This window comes from Tropicibacter naphthalenivorans, assembly GCF_900176475.1.
Lineage (GTDB): Bacteria > Pseudomonadota > Alphaproteobacteria > Rhodobacterales > Rhodobacteraceae > Tropicibacter > Tropicibacter naphthalenivorans.
Window position 1 is genome coordinate 40,493 of record NZ_FWXX01000013.1, and the last position, 22,409, is coordinate 62,901.

Annotated in this window: 18 protein-coding genes; 10 read left to right on the plus strand and 8 right to left on the minus strand. The window is 62.7% G+C overall.

From position 1 onward, the window contains the following. Nucleotides 1–19: 19 nt before the first annotated feature. From B9A11_RS18845 to B9A11_RS18855, 3 genes are read right to left on the minus strand one after another with little or no spacing between them, the layout of a single operon-like run. Nucleotides 20–1,165 (minus strand): NAD-dependent epimerase/dehydratase family protein, encoded by a 1,146-nt coding sequence (locus B9A11_RS18845; protein WP_058249267.1) that lies wholly within the window; start codon nucleotides 1,163–1,165, stop codon nucleotides 20–22. Beyond that, nucleotides 1,162–2,148 (minus strand): WaaS/CpsH family glycosyltransferase, encoded by a 987-nt coding sequence (locus B9A11_RS18850; RefSeq protein ID WP_058249268.1) that lies wholly within the window; start codon nucleotides 2,146–2,148, stop codon nucleotides 1,162–1,164. The genes B9A11_RS18845 and B9A11_RS18850 overlap by 4 nt, the downstream gene beginning before the upstream one ends. After that, complete coding sequence (locus B9A11_RS18855) at nucleotides 2,145–3,119, minus strand: WaaS/CpsH family glycosyltransferase (protein ID WP_143595937.1); 975 nt, start codon at nucleotides 3,117–3,119, stop codon at nucleotides 2,145–2,147. The genes B9A11_RS18850 and B9A11_RS18855 overlap by 4 nt, the downstream gene beginning before the upstream one ends. Before the next feature lie 238 nt (nucleotides 3,120–3,357). Between B9A11_RS18855 and rfbC the strand changes: the two genes are divergently transcribed. Together rfbC and B9A11_RS18865 are read left to right on the plus strand one after the other, a co-directional pair. Continuing rightward, a complete protein-coding gene (gene rfbC / locus B9A11_RS18860) occupies nucleotides 3,358–3,912 on the plus strand; it encodes a dTDP-4-dehydrorhamnose 3,5-epimerase (RefSeq protein ID WP_058249270.1) in 555 nt (184 codons plus the stop codon). Nucleotides 3,913–4,430: 518 nt separating this feature from the next. Beyond that, nucleotides 4,431–5,462 (plus strand): replication initiator protein A, encoded by a 1,032-nt coding sequence (locus B9A11_RS18865; protein WP_058249271.1) that lies wholly within the window; start codon nucleotides 4,431–4,433, stop codon nucleotides 5,460–5,462. A gap of 21 nt (nucleotides 5,463–5,483) precedes the next feature. Here B9A11_RS18865 and B9A11_RS18870 read toward each other — a convergent pair whose 3' ends face one another. Next, complete coding sequence (locus tag B9A11_RS18870; protein WP_058249272.1) at nucleotides 5,484–6,182, minus strand: hypothetical protein; 699 nt, start codon at nucleotides 6,180–6,182, stop codon at nucleotides 5,484–5,486. Between the two features lie 224 nt (nucleotides 6,183–6,406). On the opposite strand from B9A11_RS18870, the gene B9A11_RS18875 reads away from it, so the two are divergent. The 3 genes from B9A11_RS18875 to B9A11_RS18885 are packed head-to-tail and all read left to right on the plus strand — an operon-like array spanning nucleotide 6,407 to nucleotide 9,762. Further along, a complete protein-coding gene (locus B9A11_RS18875; RefSeq protein WP_058249273.1) occupies nucleotides 6,407–7,420 on the plus strand; it encodes a GDP-mannose 4,6-dehydratase in 1,014 nt (337 codons plus the stop codon). Between the two features lie 57 nt (nucleotides 7,421–7,477). Continuing rightward, nucleotides 7,478–8,872 (plus strand): phosphomannomutase, encoded by a 1,395-nt coding sequence (locus B9A11_RS18880; protein WP_058249274.1) that lies wholly within the window; start codon nucleotides 7,478–7,480, stop codon nucleotides 8,870–8,872. Beyond that, a complete protein-coding gene (locus B9A11_RS18885) occupies nucleotides 8,869–9,762 on the plus strand; it encodes a hypothetical protein (RefSeq protein WP_143595938.1) in 894 nt (297 codons plus the stop codon). The genes B9A11_RS18880 and B9A11_RS18885 overlap by 4 nt, the downstream gene beginning before the upstream one ends. 27 nt (nucleotides 9,763–9,789) lie before the next feature. Here B9A11_RS18885 and kdsA read toward each other — a convergent pair whose 3' ends face one another. From kdsA to B9A11_RS18905, 4 genes are all read right to left on the minus strand, one after another. Continuing rightward, nucleotides 9,790–10,638 carry a 3-deoxy-8-phosphooctulonate synthase gene (gene kdsA, locus B9A11_RS18890; protein WP_058249276.1) on the minus strand — a complete coding sequence of 283 codons (849 nt, stop codon included), beginning with the start codon at nucleotides 10,636–10,638 and terminating at the stop codon, nucleotides 9,790–9,792. Beyond that, the gene (locus B9A11_RS18895; RefSeq protein ID WP_058249277.1) at nucleotides 10,635–11,423 is read right to left on the minus strand and encodes a 3-deoxy-manno-octulosonate cytidylyltransferase; all 789 of its coding nucleotides are present in this window, start codon (nucleotides 11,421–11,423) and stop codon (nucleotides 10,635–10,637) included. The genes kdsA and B9A11_RS18895 overlap by 4 nt, the downstream gene beginning before the upstream one ends. 111 nt (nucleotides 11,424–11,534) lie before the next feature. Continuing rightward, nucleotides 11,535–12,488 carry a KpsF/GutQ family sugar-phosphate isomerase gene (locus B9A11_RS18900; RefSeq protein ID WP_083499959.1) on the minus strand — a complete coding sequence of 318 codons (954 nt, stop codon included), beginning with the start codon at nucleotides 12,486–12,488 and terminating at the stop codon, nucleotides 11,535–11,537. A gap of 93 nt (nucleotides 12,489–12,581) precedes the next feature. Next, nucleotides 12,582–14,018, minus strand: coding sequence for a mannose-1-phosphate guanylyltransferase/mannose-6-phosphate isomerase (locus tag B9A11_RS18905; protein ID WP_058249279.1), 1,437 nt, complete (start codon nucleotides 14,016–14,018; stop codon nucleotides 12,582–12,584). Nucleotides 14,019–14,437: 419 nt separating this feature from the next. Here B9A11_RS18905 and B9A11_RS18910 point away from each other — a divergent pair, with 419 nt between their 5' ends. The 5 genes from B9A11_RS18910 (at nucleotide 14,438) to B9A11_RS18930 (ending at nucleotide 22,358) form a co-directional block, all read left to right on the plus strand. Then, nucleotides 14,438–15,130: a ParA family protein gene (locus tag B9A11_RS18910; protein ID WP_058249280.1), complete on the plus strand. Its 693-nt coding sequence runs from the start codon at nucleotides 14,438–14,440 to the stop codon at nucleotides 15,128–15,130. Next, nucleotides 15,130–15,495, plus strand: a complete 366-nt coding sequence (locus B9A11_RS18915; RefSeq protein WP_058249281.1) for a hypothetical protein — start codon at nucleotides 15,130–15,132, stop codon at nucleotides 15,493–15,495. The genes B9A11_RS18910 and B9A11_RS18915 overlap by 1 nt, the downstream gene beginning before the upstream one ends. A gap of 167 nt (nucleotides 15,496–15,662) precedes the next feature. After that, on the plus strand, nucleotides 15,663–17,105 hold the full coding sequence (gene gatA / locus B9A11_RS18920; protein WP_058249282.1) for an Asp-tRNA(Asn)/Glu-tRNA(Gln) amidotransferase subunit GatA: 1,443 nt from the start codon (nucleotides 15,663–15,665) through the stop codon (nucleotides 17,103–17,105). Between the two features lie 682 nt (nucleotides 17,106–17,787). Then, on the plus strand, nucleotides 17,788–20,868 hold the full coding sequence (locus B9A11_RS18925; protein ID WP_058249283.1) for a hypothetical protein: 3,081 nt from the start codon (nucleotides 17,788–17,790) through the stop codon (nucleotides 20,866–20,868). A 14-nt stretch (nucleotides 20,869–20,882) separates the two neighbouring features. After that, complete coding sequence (locus tag B9A11_RS18930) at nucleotides 20,883–22,358, plus strand: hypothetical protein (RefSeq protein ID WP_058249284.1); 1,476 nt, start codon at nucleotides 20,883–20,885, stop codon at nucleotides 22,356–22,358. Nucleotides 22,359–22,409: the final 51 nt, after the last annotated feature.

The following is a 22,409-nucleotide window of genomic DNA, read 5'->3' on the forward strand; positions in this document are numbered from 1 at the left end:
CAGTCTCCCCGCTTTGGGATTATTCCGCCGCGCCCTTCATCAGGCCGCGTTCCTTCATTTCCTCCAGCGAGCGCTCGTAGGCGCTGGCGCGGGGGCCTTGCGTGCCGGCCCATGCGGCGAACTGGCGGATGCCTTCGGCGAAATCCACCGACGGCTGGAACCCGAGGCGGCCAGAGATCAGCGACAGGTCGGCGTAGTTGTGGCGGATGTCGCCCAGGCGGAACTGGCCAGAGACCTTCGATTCCGTGGGGCGACCATAGGCAGCGATCAGCGCGTCGACCACCTCCAGCACCGTGGTCGCCACGCCGGAACCGACGTTATAGGCGAAACCGGGCGCGTTTTCGTGTTCGATCGCCAGCATGGTCGCGGCCACCACATCGTCGATAAAGACGAAGTCGCGGCTTTCCAGCCCGTCCTCGAAGACGTTGATCGACTTGCCCTGCATGATGAGGTTCGAGAAGATCGACAGGATGCCGGTGTAGGGGTTCGACAGCGACTGGCCGGGGCCGTAGACGTTCTGGTAGCGCAGCGCGACCGGCTCGATCCCCAGCGTCGGGCAGACGGTCATGACCAGCTGCTCTTGCACCTGCTTGGTGATGCCATAGACGGACGAGGGGTGGATCTTGGACCCTTCATCGGTGGCTTGCAGGGTGTAGGGCTGGCCGGTGGCCGGGTCGAGCGGGTCGAACTTGCCCGCCAGCATGTCGGCCTCGACGCGTGCGCCGGGGTAGACGTCATTGCCTGCGGCGTCCGTATAGCGCCCCTCGCCGTAGATCGACCGCGACGAGGCCACGACCATGCGCTTGACCGAATGCTCTATCGCGCCCAAGAGGTCGAGCATCAGCGAGGTGCCGCCGATGTTCACGTCACAGTAGTTGTGCACCTGATACATGGACTGGCCGGTCCCGGTCTCGGCGGCGTAATGGACCACGATGTCGGTCTTGGCCAGTTCCTCGGCCATGACGTCCTTGTCCATCACCGAGGCGTGGACCAGACGCGCCTTGCCGTCCAGCGACTGCACCAGCGGGCTGGCCATGGGGTCTTCGCCGTGGATCTGCGGCGACAGGCTGTCCAGAACGGTGATGTCATAGCCCTTGGCGTGCAGCGCCTGCACGAGGTTCGAGCCGATGAAACCGGCGCCGCCGGTGATGAGAACGCGTGTCATGCGGTGTCCCTCTGTCGTGTCTGTTGTCCTGCCTCGTCCAGAAGGTCGGCCAGGAAAGTATCGGTGTCCCGCTGGGCGGGGGTGATGTCGATGTCGTCGAGCGTCTCGAGGATCGGCCCCAGCTGCGCCGGGTCATCCTCCAGCCCGAAGGTCGCCACGGCGCCGGGGGTAAAGACCCCCGCCTCGGCCACGTAAGGATTGTTGGTGACCACCGCGACCTTGAGGCTCTGGGCCTCGTAGCAGCGCACGGTGATGCCGCTTTGCAGCGGGTGGGCGTAGTCCAGCGTGGCGCGCGAGCGGGCGATGGCGGTCATCGCGTCCGCATAGGACATGGGCGTGAAACTGATGTGACGGCGCAGGCGCCAGATCGGGCCGGGCGCGCGCAGGGCCTGCTTGAGGACCTCGAACCAGTTCGGCGCATAGAGAAAGACAAACGGCTTGCGCCCCGCGGGCAGCGCCGCCAGCACCCGGTCCACATAGGCCAGCCGGTCCGAGTGGATCTTCATCACCACCGACAGGTCGGTGTCGCGGCTGGGTTCAGGCGCGCGGGTCGCCGCCGAGAACAGATGCACCAGCGGCAGGCCGGTGTCACGCGCATCGGCGATGTCAAAGGTGCAGTAGCGGTCGCACAGGTGCAGCCAGTCCTTGGGCGACGGGTTGAACCGGAAGCTGTCAAAGTTGTAGCCAACGATGCGGGTGGCGTGACGGCGCAAGAGCTCCAGCGCGGCAGGCCCAAGCCCCCGGCCCTTGACGATCACCACCAGGTCGAACTGGCCCATCTGCGGCAGGCGGCGTTCCAGCTCGGCCAGCGTGGTCTTGCGCAGGCGGTCCAGCGCCAGCTTGCCCATGATCTTGCCCAGCGTGCTGGCGGGGTATTCCTCGTTGAGCATCTCGACGGCATAGCCCGCCCGTTCCAGCGCCGCGCCCAGATCCTTGTGGAAGGCGTAGAACGACAGCGGCGCGATCAGCAGACAGCGTTTCATGCGGCGGCCTCGGCGGCGGTCATCCCCAGCAGGGTGCGGGCAAAGGCCTGAATGCGGTACTCTTCGAACTCGGCCTCCGGGTCGGCCAGAGGCGTATCAAGGAACTCGGCCACGCCGGTGAAATCGAGGTCCTTGTAGATAAAGAACCGGTCCTCGGTGCCAAAGGCTTCGGAGCGGACCGAGCCGTTGTTGGTGATCACCTTCTTGCCGCCGCAGAGGTTTTCAAAGGTGCGCATGGTGTGGCCCGACTGCGCCTGATGGTTGGCAAAGTCAAAGGTCGCGGCGTTGCGTTCGACCATGGCGCGGAAATCCTCGGGCTTGATCGAGCGCAGGCTGACGCCGCGCGGGATGCGCCCCATGCGCAAAAAGCGCAGGTAGACCACCGGGCTCATCTTCATAAACGCCTCGAAGGCGATGCCGTGCTGCTGGCAATAGGCCTCAAAGGCCTTGATGGCGTCGTAGCGGCGCGGGTTCACGATGTTGCCCACGGTATAGACGCTGCGGGCGGGCGCGCGATCACGGGCCAGCCCCTGCATCTCGCGCGGGCAGAACAGCGGCAGGTAGTGAAAGCCATGGGCGCGGGCATCGGCGGGGTCAAAGGTATAGACCTCGTCGAACAGCGGCGCCTGGGCCAGGTAATCGTGGGTGGTCAGCGCATCCCAGTTGTACAGCACGAAATGCGCCTGCGGCTGAAGCTCGCGCAGGCGGGCCAGCGTTTCCGGCGCGATCTGATGCGCCTGCAGAAACACCACGCGGTCATAGCGGGTGCCGGCGGTGTCCTCGATCATCTGCGCATGGCGGGCGGCGGTGGCGCGGCGGCAGCTTTCGGGGGCGAGCGTGCGCCAGGCCTTCATCCACACCGATCCGGGCTGAATGTCGACGAAATCGACACTGGCGCCCAAGGCTTCGAATTCGCGGATGATCTTGGTGGTATATCCGTAATAATCGAGCCCGACGAAAAGAACCTTCATGTCGATAACGCTGCTTTCAAAATTCAAAATCAAAAAGAGACCCAAGGGCCGATGCAAACCATCCGCGCCCGTATAGAAGACGCGCCCCAACCTGACAAGCCAATTGGCCGGGCTCGGCGGAGTGGCGCTGTCGCCTTGACCTGTTGGCGTCTAGGGCGTCTAAACGCGCGCAATGCCCTGCGGCAGGTCGCCCCTTAGTCACACGCAATTCCGCGCATTCAAAAAAGGAATTTTTCTCATGAAAATCGAGGACACCCCGATCGAAGGTCTCAAGGTCCTGACGCCGCCACGTTTTGGCGATGCGCGCGGCTTTTTCAGCGAAAGCTGGAACCACAAGCGCATGAGCGAGGCGGGGATGGACTACAACTTTGTGCAGGACAACCATTCGATGTCCATGGCCGTGGGCACCCTGCGGGGGCTGCATTTCCAGTCGCCCCCCCACGCGCAGGCCAAGCTGGTGCGCTGCGGGCGCGGCCGCCTGTTCGACGTCGCCGTGGACATCCGCCACGGCAGCCCGACCTTTGGCCAGTGGTACGGGATCGAGCTGTCCTTTGAGAACGGCAAGCAGCTGATGATCCCGGCGGGCTTCCTGCATGGCTTTGTCACCCGCGAGCCCGAGACCGAGATCGTCTACAAGTGCACCGATTACTACGCGCCCGAGTGTGACGGCGCGGTGCGCTTTGACGATCCCGACATCGGCATCGACTGGGGTCTGGAAACCACGCCCACGCTCAGCGCCAAGGACGACGCCGCGCCGCGCCTCAAGGACCTGCCGGTGATCTTCACCCTGTAATCCCAGGCGGGGCGGGTGCGTGTCATGCCCTGCCCCGCTTTGCCCTTGCCGCCCCCCGGATCAGAGCCTTTCCGGCCAGATCACACGGCGTCCTTCCCCAGCACATGCACCGGCCTTTGCCCCTTGTCGGCCCCTGTCGTGGGGCGCATTCGGCCTTTGGGGTGTTATATATGTGTTAGATATAGTGTTACGCCCTCTCAGAGGCCGATTTTTCCCAATCTTTCCAAAGCCTTGCAGACACCCCCGTGTGTAAAGTGGTGATTCTGCGTGTGTAAAGTGGTGATTCCCCGTGTGTAGAGTGGTGATTCGAGAATCGCCGCCCCCACACGCGCAGCGCGTGCATGAAACACGGACGACAACCCATTGAAACAGAGTCATTTTTTCAGCCCCAAGCGTGGGTGAAGTGTCGTTTCCCCGTGGGCGAAGTGTCGTTTTTCCCTTGGCGTGTGTGAAGTGTCGTTATAGGCTGGTCCGTGTGTGAAGTGTCGTTGCAAACTGTCGCCCAAAGGAGCCCGCCCATGACCACCGACTACCCTTTGTTGCCGGACCGTCACCCGCAGGGCGATTTCTTTGTCTGTGACATCCTCGATGCGGCCCCCAAGGGCGACGTCGGCTCGATGGAGCATCCGATCTTTTCGCTGTCGACCAAGCCCGACACCCGCCCCCGCAAGTACGAGCACAACGGCATGACGGTGGAGATCAAGCCCTCGACCGACGGGCTCGCCACGGTGCACGACCGCGACATCCTGATCTACTGCATCTCAAGCCTGATCAAAGGCATGAACGAGGGCAAGGAGCCGCAGCAGGTGATCCGCTTTCAGGCCGCCGACCTGCTCAAGGCCACCAACCGCATGACGACGGGCCGGGGCTATACGCTGCTCAAGGCGGCGATGGAGCGGCTGGCGGGCACGCGCATCTCCACCAACATCACCACCGGCGGGCAGGAGATCTTTGAAACCTTCGGGCTGATCGAACGCGCCCGCATCGTGCGCGAGACCCGCGACGGGCGGATGCAGGAGGTCGAGGTCAAGCTCTCGGACTGGGTGTTCAACGCCATCCGCGCGCAAGAGGTGCTGACGCTGAGCCGCGAATACTTCCGCCTGCGCAAACCGCTGGAACGGCGCATCTATGAACTGGCGCGCAAGCACTGCGGCCGCCAGCCGGAATGGCGCGTGTCCATGGCGGTGCTGCAAAAGAAATGCGGGTCGGGGTCCACTCTGCGCGAATTCCGCCGTCTCGTGCTGGCGATCGCCAAGGAAGACGCCGAATACGGCCACATGCCCGATTATGAAATCCGCGTGGACGACGAAAAGGACCACCTGATCGCCCGCAGCCGCGGCACCGTCGGGCCGGACGCTTCGGACATCGTCGACATTCCCGCGCTCGACCCCGAGGTCTACGAGATGGCCCGCGCCGCCGCCCCCGGCTGGGACGTGCGGATGATCGAGCAGGAATGGCGCCGCTGGGCCACCGAGCGCCCGCGCAACCCGGAAATGGCCTTTCTGGGGTTCTGCCGCAAATGGGCCGAGCGACGCGGGCGGCCCAGCTAGGACCGCCCTGACAGCTACAGCTTAGCGGATGATTTCAGGTGCGGTGGTGGCAAAGCGTTGATCGCCCATGACACCCCACAGCCCGCAATCCTCAGGTGGGTTGGGCCCAAAACACTCGGACGGGATCATCACGCCGTCCTTCTTCTTGCCAAAGATCGCCTTGAGCAGCTTGCCCAGCCCCTTGACGACTTTGACCACGCCATCGGCCACGTCCATGACCCCCTTGATGACGGCCTTTGGATCCAAGGTTTTGATCCCGGTGATGATTTGCAGGACGCCCAAGACGATCTTTCCGCCACCGATCAGCATCGTTGCAATGCCTTCGATCACGTCCATGGTCAGATCACGTCCGCCCTTGCCGCCTGCCTTGTCGCCCACATAGGTGACATTCTCGACCGTCAGCGCGGACCCGTCCCGGCCGATGGCGACCGACTGCGACAGGCTCTGGAACAGCGGCACGCCGTTGACCGCCACCTGGCCGTTTTCCTCGGTGATCTTTGCCTGCGCGACGTCGTTGTCCAGGGTCAGGACCGGTTCGGGTTTCACGTCCTCCAGCGCGAATTGCGCCCAGTCGCCGGTCTGGTGGTCCTGCAGGCCGATGTGCCACACGTCCTTTTGGGTCTTGCCCATGGCGACCGTGTAGGACCGGCCCTGAAAGGACATGGTGCAGACGAGGCCGGCAATCCCGGTGGTTTGTTGCAAAAGCGGAGCGTCAAGCATGGGAAAATCTCACATCACTAAGGGTTGAAAAGCATGCCTTAAAAGCACCCAAAGCGTGCGTTCCCCTCCGAGTCGTCTCAATGGGGGTATTCCAGAGTGTGCTCTGGTAATTTTATCAAGTTTTGAGGGGGCCTCTTGCCCGCAAAGCCTCTGCAACCCTTTTGCGCCCCCGCCCGATTGCCGCTAAGCACGGGGGCAAGCACCCGCAATCAAGGCCTTTTCCCATGTCCCGCATCTTTATCACCGGCACCGCTGGCTTCATCGGTTTCCACCTCGCGCGTTTGCTGCTGGCCGAAGGGCATACGGTCCACGGGCTGGACGGGATGACCGATTACTACGACGTCACGCTCAAACAGCGCCGCCACGCGATGCTGGCGCAGAACCCGAATTTCGCCGCCACCGAATGTATGCTCGAAGACCTCGCCGCCGTGGATGCGGCCATCGACGGCTTTGCGCCCGAGATCATCGTGCATCTGGCGGGTCAGGCGGGCGTGCGCTACAGCCTTGAACAACCGCGCGCCTATGTGGACGCCAATGTCACCGGCACCTTCAACATCATGGAAGGCGCGCGCCGCCACAAGGTGCAGCACCTGATGATGGCCTCGACCTCTTCGGTCTATGGCGCGAACACCGAGATGCCTTTCCGCGAGACGGACAAGGCCGACACCCCCATGACCATCTACGCCGCCACCAAAAAGGCGACAGAGGCCATGGGCCACAGCTATGCGCATATCTACGATCTGCCCACGACCATGTTCCGGTTCTTTACGGTCTATGGCCCTTGGGGGCGACCGGACATGGCGCTGTTCAAATTCGTCAAGGCGACGCTGAACGGCGAGGCCATCGACGTCTACAACCACGGCGATATGTTCCGCGACTTCACCTATGTCGAAGACCTCGTGCGCGCCATTCGCCTGCTGATGTTCGAGGCGGTGCCGCAGCGCCCGGCGGATGGCAAGGTGCCGGCCGGCGACAGTCTGTCCCCCGTGGCCCCTTACCGCGTGGTGAACATCGGCAACTCGAAATCCGAACGCCTGCTGGATTTCGTCGAGGCGATCGAGGACGCGCTGGGGCAAAAGACCACGCGCAACATGATGGACATGCAGCCCGGCGACGTGCCCGCCACCTGGGCCGACGCCAGCCTGCTCGAGACGCTGACCGGCTATCGCCCGCAGACCGACATGCGCGACGGGGTGGCGCGGTTCGTCGAATGGTACCGCGAGTATTACAACGTCTGACCCCGGCAGGTCAGACACGGTTTACCCCACAGGTTACCCCACAGGCAGGAGCGCCCCATGCCCCCCAAATTCGGAACCAGCGGCCTGCGCGGCCTTGTCATCGAGCTGACCGAAGCGCTGGTGCGCGATTACATGCGCGCCTTCATTGCCGCCTGCCCCACCGGCAGCGCCATCCATGTGGGGCAGGACCTGCGCCCCTCGTCGCCGCAGATCGCGGCCTGGGTGCTGGACGAGGTGCAGGCCGCGGGGCTGGTCGCCGTTGATTGCGGCGCGCTGCCCACCCCGGCCTTGGCGCTGTCGGCGATGGACGCAGGCGGCGCGGCGGTGATGGTCACCGGCAGCCACATTCCCGCCGATCGCAACGGGCTGAAATTCTACGTCCCCTCTGGCGAGATTTCCAAGGCCGACGAGGACGCGATCCTTGCCGCTTTGGGGGCGGGCGCCCCGGTGGGCACACGCGGCTCGATTGACCGACGCGAGGCCAGCGACGACTACATCCGCCGCTATTTGTCGGCCTTTGGCCCGGCTCTGGACGGCCTGCGGGTCGGCGTCTATCAGCACAGCTCGGTGGCGCGCGACATCATGGCCGAGGTGATCCAAGGCCTGGGCGCAGAGGCGATCCCCATCGCCCGCTCGGACGTGTTCATCCCCGTCGACACCGAGGCGCTGGACCCGGATACGCAGGCGCTTTTTGCCGGGTGGTTTGCGGAACACGCGCTGGACGTGCTGATCTCGACCGATGGCGACGCCGACCGCCCCATGGTGGTCGATGACGCGGGCCGGGTGGTGCCGGGCGATGTGCTGGGCGCCTTGACGGCGCGGATGCTGGGGGCCGAGGTGATCTGCACCCCCGTGTCCTCGAACACCATGATCGACGAGGCCTATGGCATCGGCTTTCAGCAGATCCAGCGCACGCGCATCGGCTCGCCTTACGTGATCGCCGCCATGGAAGAGGCTTTGGCGCAGGACAGCGCCGCCAAGGTGGTGGGCTATGAGGCGAACGGCGGCTTTTTGCTGGGGTTCACCGCCACAGGCCCCAAGGGCAAGCTGGCGCCGCTGATGACCCGCGATTGCCTGCTGCCGATCATCGCGCCGCTTGTGGCCGCACGGCAGGCGGCCTGCGATCTGTCCGCGCTGGTGGACGCCCTGCCGCCGCGCTTTACCGCTGCGGATCGTCTGCAAGGGGTCGAACCTGACCGCGCCCGCGCCCTGATCGCCCAGCTGACCGAAGACGCCGCCGCCCGCGCCGCATTCTTTGCCGAGGTCGGGCCGGAACAGTCGCTGGACCTGACGGACGGGCTGCGGGTGACTTTCGTCAACGGCGTGATCGTGCACCTGCGCCCCTCGGGCAACGCCCCCGAATTCCGCTGCTACGCCGAAGCCGGCAGCCGCGACCGCGCCGCCGGTTTGGTGCAGAGTTTTCTGAGCAAGCTGGGGGCCGCGCTGGCATGACTGAGGACGCGATGACCGCGCAGTTTGACCGCTACCGCGAGGCCGCCAAACGGCGCATCGCCGCGCAGCAGGCCTTTCTTGCGGTCACCAAGACCTACCGCGAGGATATCCAGCGCGACGGGCGCAAGATCACCATCGATTTGCTCGAAGGCTTTTTCGACGAGACATACGGCAAGAGCGACCGGGTCAAGGCAGAAGCCCAAAGGGCCAAAGAGCTGATAGAGGACTTCCACAAGGCCGCAGAGGACATCACACAGTCGGTGGCGATGATGGTTCTGGAGCTACAGACCGCCCTGTCCACGCTGCCGACCAAGGCGCTTGCGCCGTTTTTCGAGGAGATGGGCAAGCCCTTGGCCCCAAAGGGAAACACCCCTCTGGATGTCGCGCGCGCGGGTATGGAAAACCTCTCGGACGCCGGGCAAAAGCTGCTGGACGGCGGGCATCAGGCCGCGATTGAGGCGCATGGCCTTGAACTGCGGGCCGAGGAGACGCTGTATCAGGCCACGATCCTGCTGGAGCTGCGTAAAAAGCATCTGTCGGAGTTCCGTCAGGAAAACCTGTCGGTGACTTTGGACGATCTGAAACAGCGCGCCACCAAGGAAGGCAAGGATGCCGTGGCCGAGGGGCTGCGCAAGGAACTGGCCGAGATTCTCGCCGAGGTGGTGGCGCTGACCGTCGAGGAGGTGGCCCAGATCAAACGCGCCCATAAGCTTGGACGCCTGTTCCAACGCCTGATGGGCAAGAAACAGGTGAACCGCCAAAGGAACGACACCGATCAGTTAATGGATCTGGTGGGGCTTCTCGAAAAGGAAAACGCGCTGCTGGGCAAGCTGGACGCGGTCTTTAAGGAGACGGCGGAGGCCATGAAACAGGTGCTTGAGAGCGCGTAAGCCGCGCCCTCTTAGCCCCCCCGATCTTTACGCGAACAGATGCGCCAGCGCTTCGGTGCGGCCCTTGGTCAGATCGTCAATGGCGCGCAGGCCGTGCAGGACGTGCCCCAGCGCCTCGACCGGGACCATGTTCGGGCCGTCGCTGGGGGCCGTGTCGGGCGCTTCGTGGGTTTCCATGAACACCGCCGCGCAGCCCACCGCCAGCGCCGCCCGCGCCAAGGGTTCCACGTATTCACGCTTGCCGCCCGAGGATTTGCCCATGCCGCCCGGCATCTGCACCGAATGCGTCGCGTCAAACACCACCGGGTAGCCGGTCTGCGCCATGATCGGCAGCGCGCGGAAATCGCTCACCAGCATGTTGTAACCAAACGAGGTGCCGCGCTCGCACAGCATGATCCGCTGGTTGCCCGTGCTGGCGATCTTGTCGGCGACGTTGCCCATGTCGTGGGGCGCAAGGAACTGGCCCTTTTTGATGTTGATCGCCGCGCCGGTTTCGCCCGCAGCCAGCAAGAGGTCGGTCTGGCGGCACAAAAAGGCGGGGATTTGCAGGATATCCACCGCCTCGGCCACGGGGGCGCATTGCGCGGTCTCATGCACGTCGGTCAGCACCGGCACGCCGAATTCGCGGCCAATGGTCGACAGGATGTGCAGGCCTTCGTCCATGCCGATGCCGCGCTTGCCCTCGAGGCTGGACCGGTTGGCCTTGTCAAAGCTGCCTTTAAAGATCCACGGCGTGCGGTTGGCTTCGGCGGCGGCGGCGATTTTCTCGGCCAGCATCCGCGCGTGATCCAGCGTTTCCAGCTGGCACGGCCCCGCGATCAGCGCAAAGGGCTGGTCGGCGGCGATGGTGATATCCTTGATGGTGACGGCGGTCATGCGATGCCTTCCTTTTTCAGAACGCCCTCGATGCGGGCCACGTCGATGGGGTTGTTAAGCTCCCAGAACACCCGGCCGCGCGCCTCGACGGCGGTGCAGGTGACGGGGGTGCCGTTTTCGAGGAACCGCAGCTGTTCCAGCCCCTCGGCCTTTTCCAACGGCCCCTCTGGCCACTGCATATAGGCAGCAAGGGCAGCGGGGCGATAGCCGTAGACGCCCACGTGGTGCCAGACCTCGGGCGGATTATCGAGGCTGCCGACGTAGGGCAGGACCTCTTTGGAGAAGTACAAGGCCGTGCCATCGGCGCGCATCACGGCGGTGGTGCCGCCAACGCGGCCATTCTGGCGGTCGGTGACAAAGTTGGTCAGCGTCTCGGCGTCGCATTTCAGCACCGGGGTGGCCATCTGCACGGCGGGGTCCTGCATGGTCTGGATCAAGGCTTCGACGAACCACGGCGGGGTCAGGGGGGCGTCGCCTTGCAGGTTGATGACGGTCTCGGGCGGCGTGCCCAGCTGGGCGACGGCCTCGGCGCAGCGCTCGGTGCCGTTTCGGGCATTGGACGAGGTCATCAGCACCTCGGCGCCAAAGCTGCGGGCGTGCGCGGCGATGCGGTCATCGTCGGTCAGCACATAGACGGCGTCGGCGCCCTGCACCTGGTTCGCGGCGTCCCACGCGCGGCGGATGAGCGATTTCGCCTCGCCCGTGGCGCCGGTCAGCTCGACCAGGGGCTTGCCGGGGTAGCGGGTCGACGCATAGCGCGCGGGGATAAAGATGACGGTTTTCATTTTAGCTGTCCTACCCCTTCGGTACTTGAGGACTGGTTTTGTTGCCCTACCCCTTCGGTACTTGAGGGCGGGTTTGTGCCCTACCCCTGCGGTACTTGAGGGCGGGAAGGTTCACGCTGCGCCCGCGCGCAGGGCGTCGTGGATGTGCAGCAGACCGACCAGGCGGTGATCGTCCTCGACCACCATCAGCACGGTGCGCTTGGACATGTTCATCACCCCCAGCGCCTCCAGCAGCAGGGTCTGCGGGCGGGTGACCATGGGCGTGCGGGTGGCGACCTCGCCGGCGGTGCGCTCCATCAGCCCGTCCATGTTGCGGCGCAGGTCGCCGTCGGTGATGATCCCGGCCAGCTTGCCGCCCTTGGTCAGGGCCGCCACGCCAAAGCCCTTTTGGCTCATGGTCAGCAGCACCTCGGACATGGGCGCATCCTCGGCCACGATGGGCAGCTCGTCGCCCTTGTGCATCACCGCCGCCACGCGCAGCAGCTGCGCGCCCAAAGTGCCGCCGGGGTGGAAGGCGGCGAAGTTCTCGCGCCCGAACCCCCGGTGCTGCATCATCGCCACCGCCAAGGCGTCCCCAAGGGCCATTGCCATGGTGGTCGAGGTCGTGGGGGCCATGCCGATGGCGCAGGCCTCGGGGGCGTCGGGCAGGGTCAGGACATGCTCGGCGGCGCTGCCCAGCGTGCTGGCGGGTTTCTTGGTCATGGCGATCAGCGGCACGGCGAAGCGCGCGCAATGGGCGATCATGTCGGCCAGTTCCTTGGTCTCGCCGGAGTTGGAGATCAGGATCACCGCATCATTGGGCGTGATCATCCCCAGATCGCCATGGCTGGCTTCGCCGGGGTGGACGGTCTGCGCCGGGGTCCCGGTCGAGGCAAAGGTCGCCGCCATCTTGGCCGCCACATGGCCCGACTTGCCCATGCCAGAGACGATCACCCGCCCCTTGACGCCCAGCAGCAAGCGCACCACCGCGTCGAAATCGGCGGGCAGCTCTTGGGCCAAGCGCGTCAGGGCGGCGCTTTCGATGCCCAGCACGTGGCGGGCTACATCAGAAGGGGTCTGCGTCATGGGATCACCGGGCATTAGGTCTGACGCCTGTTAGCGCGCCGGGGGCGCGGTGTCCAATCTCTCGGGGGCCCCTGCCCGCTTTCTGGCCCTGCCCTAGCCGCGCGCGTAGACGTCTTCGTAGCGGACGATGTCATCCTCGCCCACATAGCTGCCGGTCTGCACTTCGATCAGGACCATGGGCATCTTGCCGGGGTTCTCCATCCGGTGTTTGGACCCCACCGGGATGTAGACCGACTGGTTTTCCGTCACCAGCTGCACGGTGTCGTCGATGGTCACGCGGGCGGTGCCTTCGACCACGATCCAATGCTCGGACCGGTGAAAGTGCGATTGCAGCGACAGCGACGCGCCGGGATGCACAAGGATGCGTTTGACCTGAAAGCGCGGGCCGACCACGAGGCTTTCGAACCAGCCCCAGGGACGGTGATCCTTGGGGAATTGCGTGGCCTGAAGGGCTTGCTTGTCCTTCAGCGCGCTGACCGCCAGTTTCACGTCCTGCGCGCGGGACATATCGGCCACCAGCACCGCGTCGTTCATGGCAATGGCCATGATGTTGTCCAGACCGATGCCCACGACCTCCAGCCGGTCGCCTTCGGCCCGCAGCAGAGTGTTGTGGCAGTCGATGGCGGTCGCACCCGCGCTGGTGACCACGCCATTCGCGTCCGGGTCGCTCTCGCGCCAGACGGCATCCCAGCCGCCAAGGTCCGACCAGCCCGAGGCAAAGGGCACCACCGACAGGTTGGCGGCGCGCTCCATCACGGCATAGTCGACGGAAATGTCCTCGGCCTGTGCCCAAGGGTCGGGGGCCAGACGCAGGAAGCCAAGGTCGGTTTTGGCCTGCGCCAGCGCGTCCGACACCGGGGCCATCAGGGTGGGGGCATGTGTTTCAAAGGCGGCGATCACATCGGCGGCGCGGAACAGGAAGATGCCCGCGTTCCACATGTAGTTGCCCGCATCCAGCATGGTTTGGGCGCGCGCGGCGTCGGGCTTTTCGACAAAGCGCGACAGCTTGACCGGCCCCTGCCCCGGCTGGCCGGCGAGTTCGAGGTAGCCATAGGCGGTTTCCGCATGGGTCGGCGCGATGCCAAAGGTCACAAGGTCGCCCTGCCCCACCGGCCCCAGCCCCTGCGCCACGGCGTCGTGAAAGGCGGCAATGTCCGGGACCACGTGATCCGATGGGGCCACCAGCAGCACGGCGTCGGGGTTGCCTTGATGCGCGTAGAGGGCGGCGGCGAGGATGGCGGGCGCGGTGTTGCGCCCTTCGGGTTCGATCAGGATCGCGCCGGGGTCGATGCCCACCGCTTGCAGCTGTTCGGTGACGATAAAGCGGAAATCCGAGTTGGTCAGAACGAGGGGGGCTGCGAAACTCAGGGCCTCTGTCTGCCCCGACAGGCGGCGGGCGGAGGCTTGGAACAGGGTTTCCTCGCCCATCAGGTGGACGAACTGCTTGGGGTAGCTCTTGCGCGACAGGGGCCACAACCGGGTGCCGGAGCCACCGCAGAGGATGACCGGAGTGATATGCGTGGCTGCCATGGTGTCGTTCCTACAAGCTACAAAGACCAAGGATCACTGTTCCCGCCTGCGCGCGTCAGGGCAAGCCACCGCCTTGCGAATTTCCCGGACCTGTCGTGGCCATGCCGCAGGACGCTTGGAAAAAGGCAATGAAATCAGTGGTACCATGGGGTACCCTGCGTGCTTGCGATGGTGCTGGCTGCGTCATGGTACGGTAGGGTACCAAAGGGTACCACGCCGCGCCTTTTACAGGGGTACCAAGGGCTACCAAAGGCTACCGTGTGGTAGGCTACCCTACCCTAGCCAAGAGTATCCAAAGGTAGCGCAAGGTTTCCCTTGGTACGGTAGCCTACCCTATGCTAGGCTAGGGTAGAGGCCCCGCCAGAGGGCACCGAGCACAAGACCAACAACACAAAAGACAGATACAGGACCCAATCAAAATGCCAGTCATTGCCTTCGCCAATTCCAAGGGCGGATCGGGCAAGACGACGAGCGCGCTTTTGCTGGCGCAGGCGCTCGCCGCTCATCGCCCCACCACCCTGATCGACGCCGACCCTCGCCACCCGATCACCACATGGGCCGAAAAGGACGGCAAGCCCGATGCGCTGACCGTCATCACCAACAGCAGCGAAAAGACCATCCTTGATGAAATCGAAGAGGCCGCCGCGCGCGACCCGTTTGTGATCATCGACCTCGAAGGCACCGCCTCGCGCCTGATGTCCTACGCCATCTCGCAATCCGATCTGGTGGTCATCCCCATGAAGGAACAGCAGCAAGACGCGCTGGCCGCCCTCGACGTCATTCAGGAAATCCACCGCGACATGAAGGCGACCCGGCGCAAGATCCCCTACGCCGTGCTGTTCACCCAAAGCCGCGCGGCGGTGAAATCGCGTACCGCCCGGCACATCGCGGCGCAGTTCCGCGAGAACGCCCATATCGACACCTTCGTGACCGAGATCCACGAACGCGACGCCTTTGCGGCGATGTTCTCCATGGGCGGGACCGTGGCGGGCATGTCGCCCAAGCTGGTCAACGGTCTGGACAAGGCGCTTGAGAACATCGAAGGCTTCCGCGCCGAGGTCATCGCCAAGCTGCGCGCGATCCGTGACGCCGAAGCTGGAAAGGCCGCGTGATGTCCGACCGCCAAGCCCTGAGCATGCCGTCCTTTGACGACGACATGGATGACTTCGCGCCGCGCGCTGCGGCCCCAAAGCCTGTCCAGCAACCCGCGCCCAAGGCCAAAGCGGCAGGGCAGGGGGCCAGCGCCCCGAAACCTGCCGCACCGACGCCGCGCGCCGCCGACACCCGCCGCGCCATCGACGCCGTGTCTCAGTTCCCCAGCCGCGAGGCGACCCGCGACGGGCAGCTGAACCTGAAAGGGCCTCAGCATGTGCTGGATCGGTTCAAGGCCATGTGCAAGGCCGACCGGCGCGCCTATTACGACATGCTGGAAATCCTGATGGACCAGTTCGAAGGTAAAGGGCAGGGCGCGCGCTAAGCCGCCCTTGATCCGTCCAGACCCGGGGCAGGGGGCTTTTCGCAGTCAAAAGGGCAGGGGGCACATCTGTTCCCCGCCTGTTTCCCCTTGCGCCCTTGATCCCCGCCCCCCCAACGCGATAGATGCACGGCAACCCTTTGGACCCTCCAGCACGGCTAGGCACTCTTATGCGTTCAGACCAAGACACCTCGACCTTCGGAAACTTCGACGCCTATACCGCCGCGGACGGCACCCGCGCGCAGCTGATCGACGACGTTCTGGCGCGCTGCGAGGCCAAGGCCGACCTCAACGCGATCATCACGCCCACCGCCGAGATCGCCCGCGAACAGGCCGCCGCGTCCGATGCCGCCATCGCCGACGGCAAGGCTCGCCCGCTCGAAGGCATCCCGTTCACCATCAAGGACAACTTCTGCACCATGGGCGTGCGCACCACCGCCGGGTCGAAGATCCTTGAGAATTTCGTGCCGCAGTATGAATCCACCGTGACCCAGCGCCTGTGGGATGCGGGCGCGGTGATGCTGGGCAAGGTGAACATGGACGAATTCGGCATGGGCTCGTCCACGACCTCCAGCTATTTCGGCGCCACCGGCAACCCCACCGCGCTGGATCTGGGCCTGTCCGACATCGTGCCGGGCGGCTCTTCGGGGGGCTCTGCGGCGGCTGTGGCGGCGGGGCTTGGCCTTGCCTCGCTAGGCACTGACACCGGCGGCTCGATCCGCCAGCCCGCCAGCTTTTGCGGTATCTACGGCATGAAACCCAGCTACGGGCTGTGCTCGCGCTGGGGGATCATCTCCTACGCCTCCTCGCTGGATCAGGCGGGCGTTCTGGCGCGCAGTCCGCGCGACATCGCCACCACGCTGAACGTGATCTCGGGCGAGGATGCCAAGGACAGCACGTCCTACACCGGCGCATACCCCGACCTGACCGCCAACCTTGGCCAGGACCTCAAGGGCAAGAAGATCGGCATCCCCAAGGAGTTCTTTCACGACAAGAACACCGCCCACACGCAGATCGTCTGGGACGCGCTGCAGAAAAAGGCCGCCGAGCTGCAATTCGAGATCGTCGAGGTTTCGCTGCCCAACATCGCCTACGCGCTGCAGGCCTATTACGTGATCGCCCTGTCCGAAGCGTCGTCGAACCTGGCGCGCTATGACGGCGTGCGCTACGGCCACCGCGCCGAGAACGTCAAATCCATCGACGATCTGTACGAACAGACCCGCTCCGAAGGGTTCGGGGCCGAGGTCAAGCGCCGCATCATGCTGGGCACCTACTGCCTGAGCGCCGGTCACTACGACCAGTACTACCAGCGCGCCTGCAAGATCCGCCGCATGATCACCGAGGATTTCAACACCGCGCTGCAAAGCGTCGACGTGCTGGCCTGGCCGACCACGCCGACCTCGGCTTTCTCGGCCAAGGCGCATTCCAGCGATCCGGTGGAAATGTACCTTGAAGACGTGTTCACCGTGCCGGTGAACCTCGCCGGTCTGCCCGCCATGAGCGTGCCGCTGGGCCAGTGCGAGCAGGGTCTGCCGCTGGGCCTGACCATCGCTGCGGGCCACCTGCAAGACGCCGAGGTGATCGGCGTGGCGGACGGGTTCTTTGCCAGCTAAGCGCGCGTCATAACGTGATAGGAAAGGGGCCCTGTACGGGCCCTTTTTTGTGCCGCGATGTCGCCCGTAATCCGTTTTATGTTAATTTATATTGTTTCAGAGAATTATTCTCTGGAATCCAATCGCGACCCCAAACGAATGCGTTCCGATTAAACACTTGGGCTGAGTTTTATTACTGTATTTTTTTGAACAGGGCTTGCCGGGATTCGGGCGTTTCTCAGGAATGGTCCCGGCGATTTTGGAAAACAGACAGGCAGCATTCCCCCCTATTGGACAGCCTCTTGCCATACGGGCGAGAGGATTTCGCCTTGGGCCCGGAAAAATCGCTCGGTCTGAGCAAAAGGGCGGCGCAAAACTCACCTTGAGCGTGTGGTTTTTGCGAAATAATTTATATCGTTGTATTTCAGTTGAGTCGTCGCATAGCTTTCGTACTGAAAATTGCAAAGCCTCTTGAGATTTACAAGCGGTGCCTGATTTTGTGCGATCTGTGAGTTGTGAGCCAGAAAAGGATTTGTTCGGCGGGCCGCCGGTGCTTGCGGAAAGGCCCGCTAACGACATGATAAGTAAGAAAATTTACAAACCGTCCCATTCCCCCATCGCTCAGGTGCCGCCTTTTGCCCAGTTCGTAAGACAAGCGCGGTCTCGGATGGCTCTTTGAAAAAACAGACCAAGAGGAATACAGATGCCAGTCGGCACCCTGATATTGAAGTTCGAGGACTCGAAGCCGCCCGCCGGTCTGATCAATTCAGAAGTCACCAAGGTCGAGTTCGAGTTTAATGATGATGGGGCAAACCCGCCGATCAACCCCATCAGACAGCCGGTGGATGTGACGAATGTCGTCAAAACGCAGGGGAGCATCGCTGTCACGATTGCTGATCCCGGTGCGGTTCCTGCAAGCTTTACCCACGTCTATCTGCGCTTTTTCACAGACGATACGCCCATCATGCCCAGTGGTCCGGGCAGATCGGCTCTGTGGATTTGGCTGCGCGCGGCAGAGTTCAAGCGGTTAATTCGAGACGAACTGATCCTGTGGATCGGAGAAGGAGAGGGATATCACAAGGCTTACGACGGGTTGGTCCATGATGGCATCGGTCAGAATGTGGCGCATAGCGCGCCTCTAGAGGCGAGGGTGACGATCAATAACGGTCAGCTGCGCGATGCGCTGATCCCCGAGTTCATCTTTGACATCACCGCGGCAAGCGGCAGCAAGTTTATGCACGGCGCCAAGTATAGTTTGCATTTGACAGGCGGAAAGCCCCTCCTGAAGCCCATGGGCGGTGCCCTGTGGCAAACCCAACTGGCGTGCGAACTGCACGCGATGGATCTAAAGCGTTTGCTGCATTCAGGTGGGGACCCAGAGATCGACATCGTCTCGGCGCAAAACGCGGCAGGGGCAGGTTTTGGCCGCAAGGTGCAGACGCTCCGCTATAAGCTAGATCTCGATCTGAGTGCGTTTACAACTGATCAGCTGACAGGTTTTTGCCTGGATGAGACCTCGACAGAGATCGCCAAGCCGCGATGGTACGTGATCAAAGGGGATGACCCGGCTTTGCAGGTGGAACTGGTGCCGCAAAAGCTCATGACGTTCGACAAGCTGAAAGACGCGTCTGTCGGCGATACCGCAGAGATGAAGCTTTACCAGTTGGGACGGCGCGGCACGCGCGACGATATACAATTTCCCTGGCAGACTGCACCTGGACTTGGCACGGGGCCAAATGATGCGCGGTGTTATTCTGGCAAATGTGACGTGTTTTTTGGGATGGATTCCAAAGAGGTGTCCTTTTCGCGGATCACGCATTTTGACACCCACTACCAGTACCGGATTGCATTGGATCTGGGCGCGGGCAGCCATTTGATGGCCTTTATGCGATGTGATCCCGTCGAACAGCTCGAGATTCTCGACATTTCCTGTGCGCCCAAAGCGAACGGCTACAGCCAAAACTCTGAAACCTCTGCGTGTCTGTACGCGGCCAACAGCAACAATGCCTCGTTTTTCTATGCGGGGGCCGGTCCCTTTCCGTACAACGCGATCCAGAGGCGGTTTCCCGGTGCGGCACAGTCCTTGTCGAATCTGACCGTCTTATATGGCGCAGACCCGGGCAGGGCAGAGACGGCCCAAAAAAATTTCGCCTCAGAGACCGTGTTTGATTTCAAGACCCGCTTTTTCCGCGGAGAGGATAAGATCGTCATCAAGGGTGAGGCGTTTGCCGTGCTGGACGCCTTTCAAGAGATCTGCCGCAAACGGTTTATCGAGGCGATCTTGCTGCTGGAAAGCGGTGCGGGCGCGCCGGATTTGTTTCCCGAGCCCGCAAACCCAGCCGCGCCGGTCCAGATGATCGTGACACACCCCGGATACGTGCTGCCAGAGACCTACCGGGAGATGAACGAAAAACTGCGCAATTTGCAGTATATGTTGGCCGCTCAACCGCCGGCGATGGATTACATTCAATCGGTGTGTACGATCCCGGAACCGACCGCTTTGCTGCGCTATCTCTACAAGTCTGCCAAGGTTGCCCAGAGCGACATGAAGATCGAAGACATGCCGGTGGTGTCCGTTCTGGACTGCGGGTATCGGACGATCGACGTCGCCACCCTGAGTACGGGGACTCCGGTCCAGTGGCACCTGACACATGCCGCGGATCTGGGGGGCAACGTCCTGGACGTGTCGATTGCTCAGGCGCTGCGTGAGATGTTGCGCCTGTCGGGCAAGGCAGACCTGTTGGATGCCGTCTTCAACCTGGATGACGAGACACTGGCGCAGGGCTTGGCCGGCGCGTTGCCCGATGGTGTTGCGTGTCGCCAACGGGCCGGGATCGAGCAGCTGGAAAAGGCAAAGATCGCCCTGTCCAAGAATATCCGAACGAGTGGAGCCAAACCGCCGTATTCACACATGGAATTTCCTGTGACTGTGGCGAGGAATGAGACTCAGGATGATGCGGACAATTGGTTCCCCGCCGAACTGATCAATGCCATCCGGACACAGGGCACCGTCGATTTAAAGGCCGCGCCAGACGGTCTGATGCTGAGCGGCATCTCGTGGGGAGGCATCGTCGAAACCAAAGCTCTCACAGCCTTTACGGCGCAGCTTGAGGCGTTTTTGTCGGGGCTGCCTCTCATGGAGAACAAGCAGAACTATTGGATCGTCACGGGCCGGGCCGCGCGCTTTCCACCGTTTGCTCAGTGGATCCAAGACGTTGCCGAGAAAAACGGTGTGATCGTGTACGGCGAGGACGATCTTGCGCCTCTGACCGGGCAAACTATGCCCGACCCCAAGGAAATGGTCGTGCGCGGTGCGCTGTCTTTGGCGTCCGAGCTGGGCAGCTACAATGTCGAACTGGGGTGCCCTGCCTGCATGTTCCTGATCGACTCCCAGCGCAATAACAGAATTGTTCAGGTGCACGATATTCCCAGTCTGACCGAAACGCCCCAAGAGCTGATCCGAACGCAAGAGACGTTCGACCGCATTCAGGTGTGTCGGTGCAGCTTGACGGTGGCCGAATACATCAAAGCCCACCAGGACGATGATCCTCATGCGGCCCGCCGTTTCATGATCGACTATTTGCTGGATAAGCCAAAGGATGTTGGGCGCTACGACCATGGCCAAGAGGTCAACATCAAGGCCAAGGCCGTCTCAAAGCACAATGGCCCAACCACTTTGTCAGATACCATAACTCTCTTTTTATCCCCTGCTGCAGATGGCAGTATGCGGGAAAGTCATTTTGATTTCGATATCCAGAGGTTCGGAGCCCGACCAAATACATAGGAGCCACCCGGTGCATGACTGAGACGCCCGATTTCCACATCGTTCTGGCCGGGGACACCAAAAGAACCGCGTTGCGGGTGCTGATCGCGATGGAGTTCGGCTGCGACACGGTGAAGGAAGAGGATTTCGAAAACGCCAAGGCCTTTTTCGACGAAGCGCATTTTACCGTGAACTGGGCCGAGGGTCTGTCGGAAAGCCGGGACCGGATGGAATTCCTGTTCGCCTCGGACAATCCGGTGCGCTCTGGGGATGATGCCTATGATGGCACCGCAAATGTGCCCGGCGCGACGGATTTCGACGAGTCAGCCAGCGAAAACCAGACCTTTGAAACGAACCGGTTTCGGCCCTTTACCGTCAAGGCCATCGAAAACATCGAACAGGCGCATAAGACGGTGGATGCCGAGCTGTGGATCGCGGAAAGCTTTATCGGAACGCATCTGCGCGCGCCCCGCGTTGCGCCGTCTTCGGACAGCAGGGGGCGCCGCTTTCTCGCGGCGCTTAACAAGAAGATGTTGGCAGTGCAGCGGGGTGTGTCGCGCCTGCTGTTTGAAAATGTGCCCGCGGATCAACAAGACCGCACGGTCCGTATCCGGTTTCACCTGATGGATTACAATTCCCGCGACACCAAAGAAGGCACCGTGGCAAAACGGCTGGAAAAGATTGCCAAAGCGTCTATGGCATCTGCCCCGCAGGACGGGGCGACCAACGACAAGGACGGGGCGACCAACGACAAGGACGGGGCAACCAACGACAAGGACGGGGCAACCAACGCCGAGGCGCTGGACATGGGCTTTGTCGTGATCTGGCCGGAAAATCCAGAACAGCCCTTGCCGGATGGCAAAAAGCCCCTGTTCGAGCAGGTCGAAGACTTGATCCAGGAATTTCGCAAGGCAGATCTGCCCCTCAAAAAACCTGTGCCTTTCGTTCTGGCAACCGGGGAAATGGCGGCGGCGGCCTCTTTGATCGGCAATGTCGGCAGCGATCGCAATACCATTGATCTGCTTTTCAGCGAAATCGAAGGCGAGCCGCGGATTCACCCCTATACCTTCTCGGATCCGATCGCCTTTGCCTACGGGGATGTCTATATCAATGAGCATATCAGCATGTTCATCGACAATGGCGGATTGAACACCTTGATCACGGCGGCCCGCCGTCAGGAGCTTGATTTCCGCTTGGTGCCTTTCGATATCAACGGTGTGGACAAAGACAGCGGGACCATCGCCTCGATCTATCTGCCGCAAGATCCCTATATGGGCGATAACGACGTTTCTCCTTTGCGCTCGGCCTTGTTCAGCGAAATCGCCCACGCGCTGCACCGCGAAAAAACGCCCGACCTCGATTTCTGGAACAACGTGGGCCAGGCTTGGTATCCCATACGAACTTCGACCATCCTGGCGGCGGTTCTGGCGCCCCATGTGCCGAACCAGACTGACCAGGACGTGCAGCGTAAATTCTGGGCCGGCCCCTCGCCACAGAAAGAAACCGCATAGCCGCCAAAGGGAGAAGACATGCCGAAGATAACGGATATGAGCAAGCTGCTT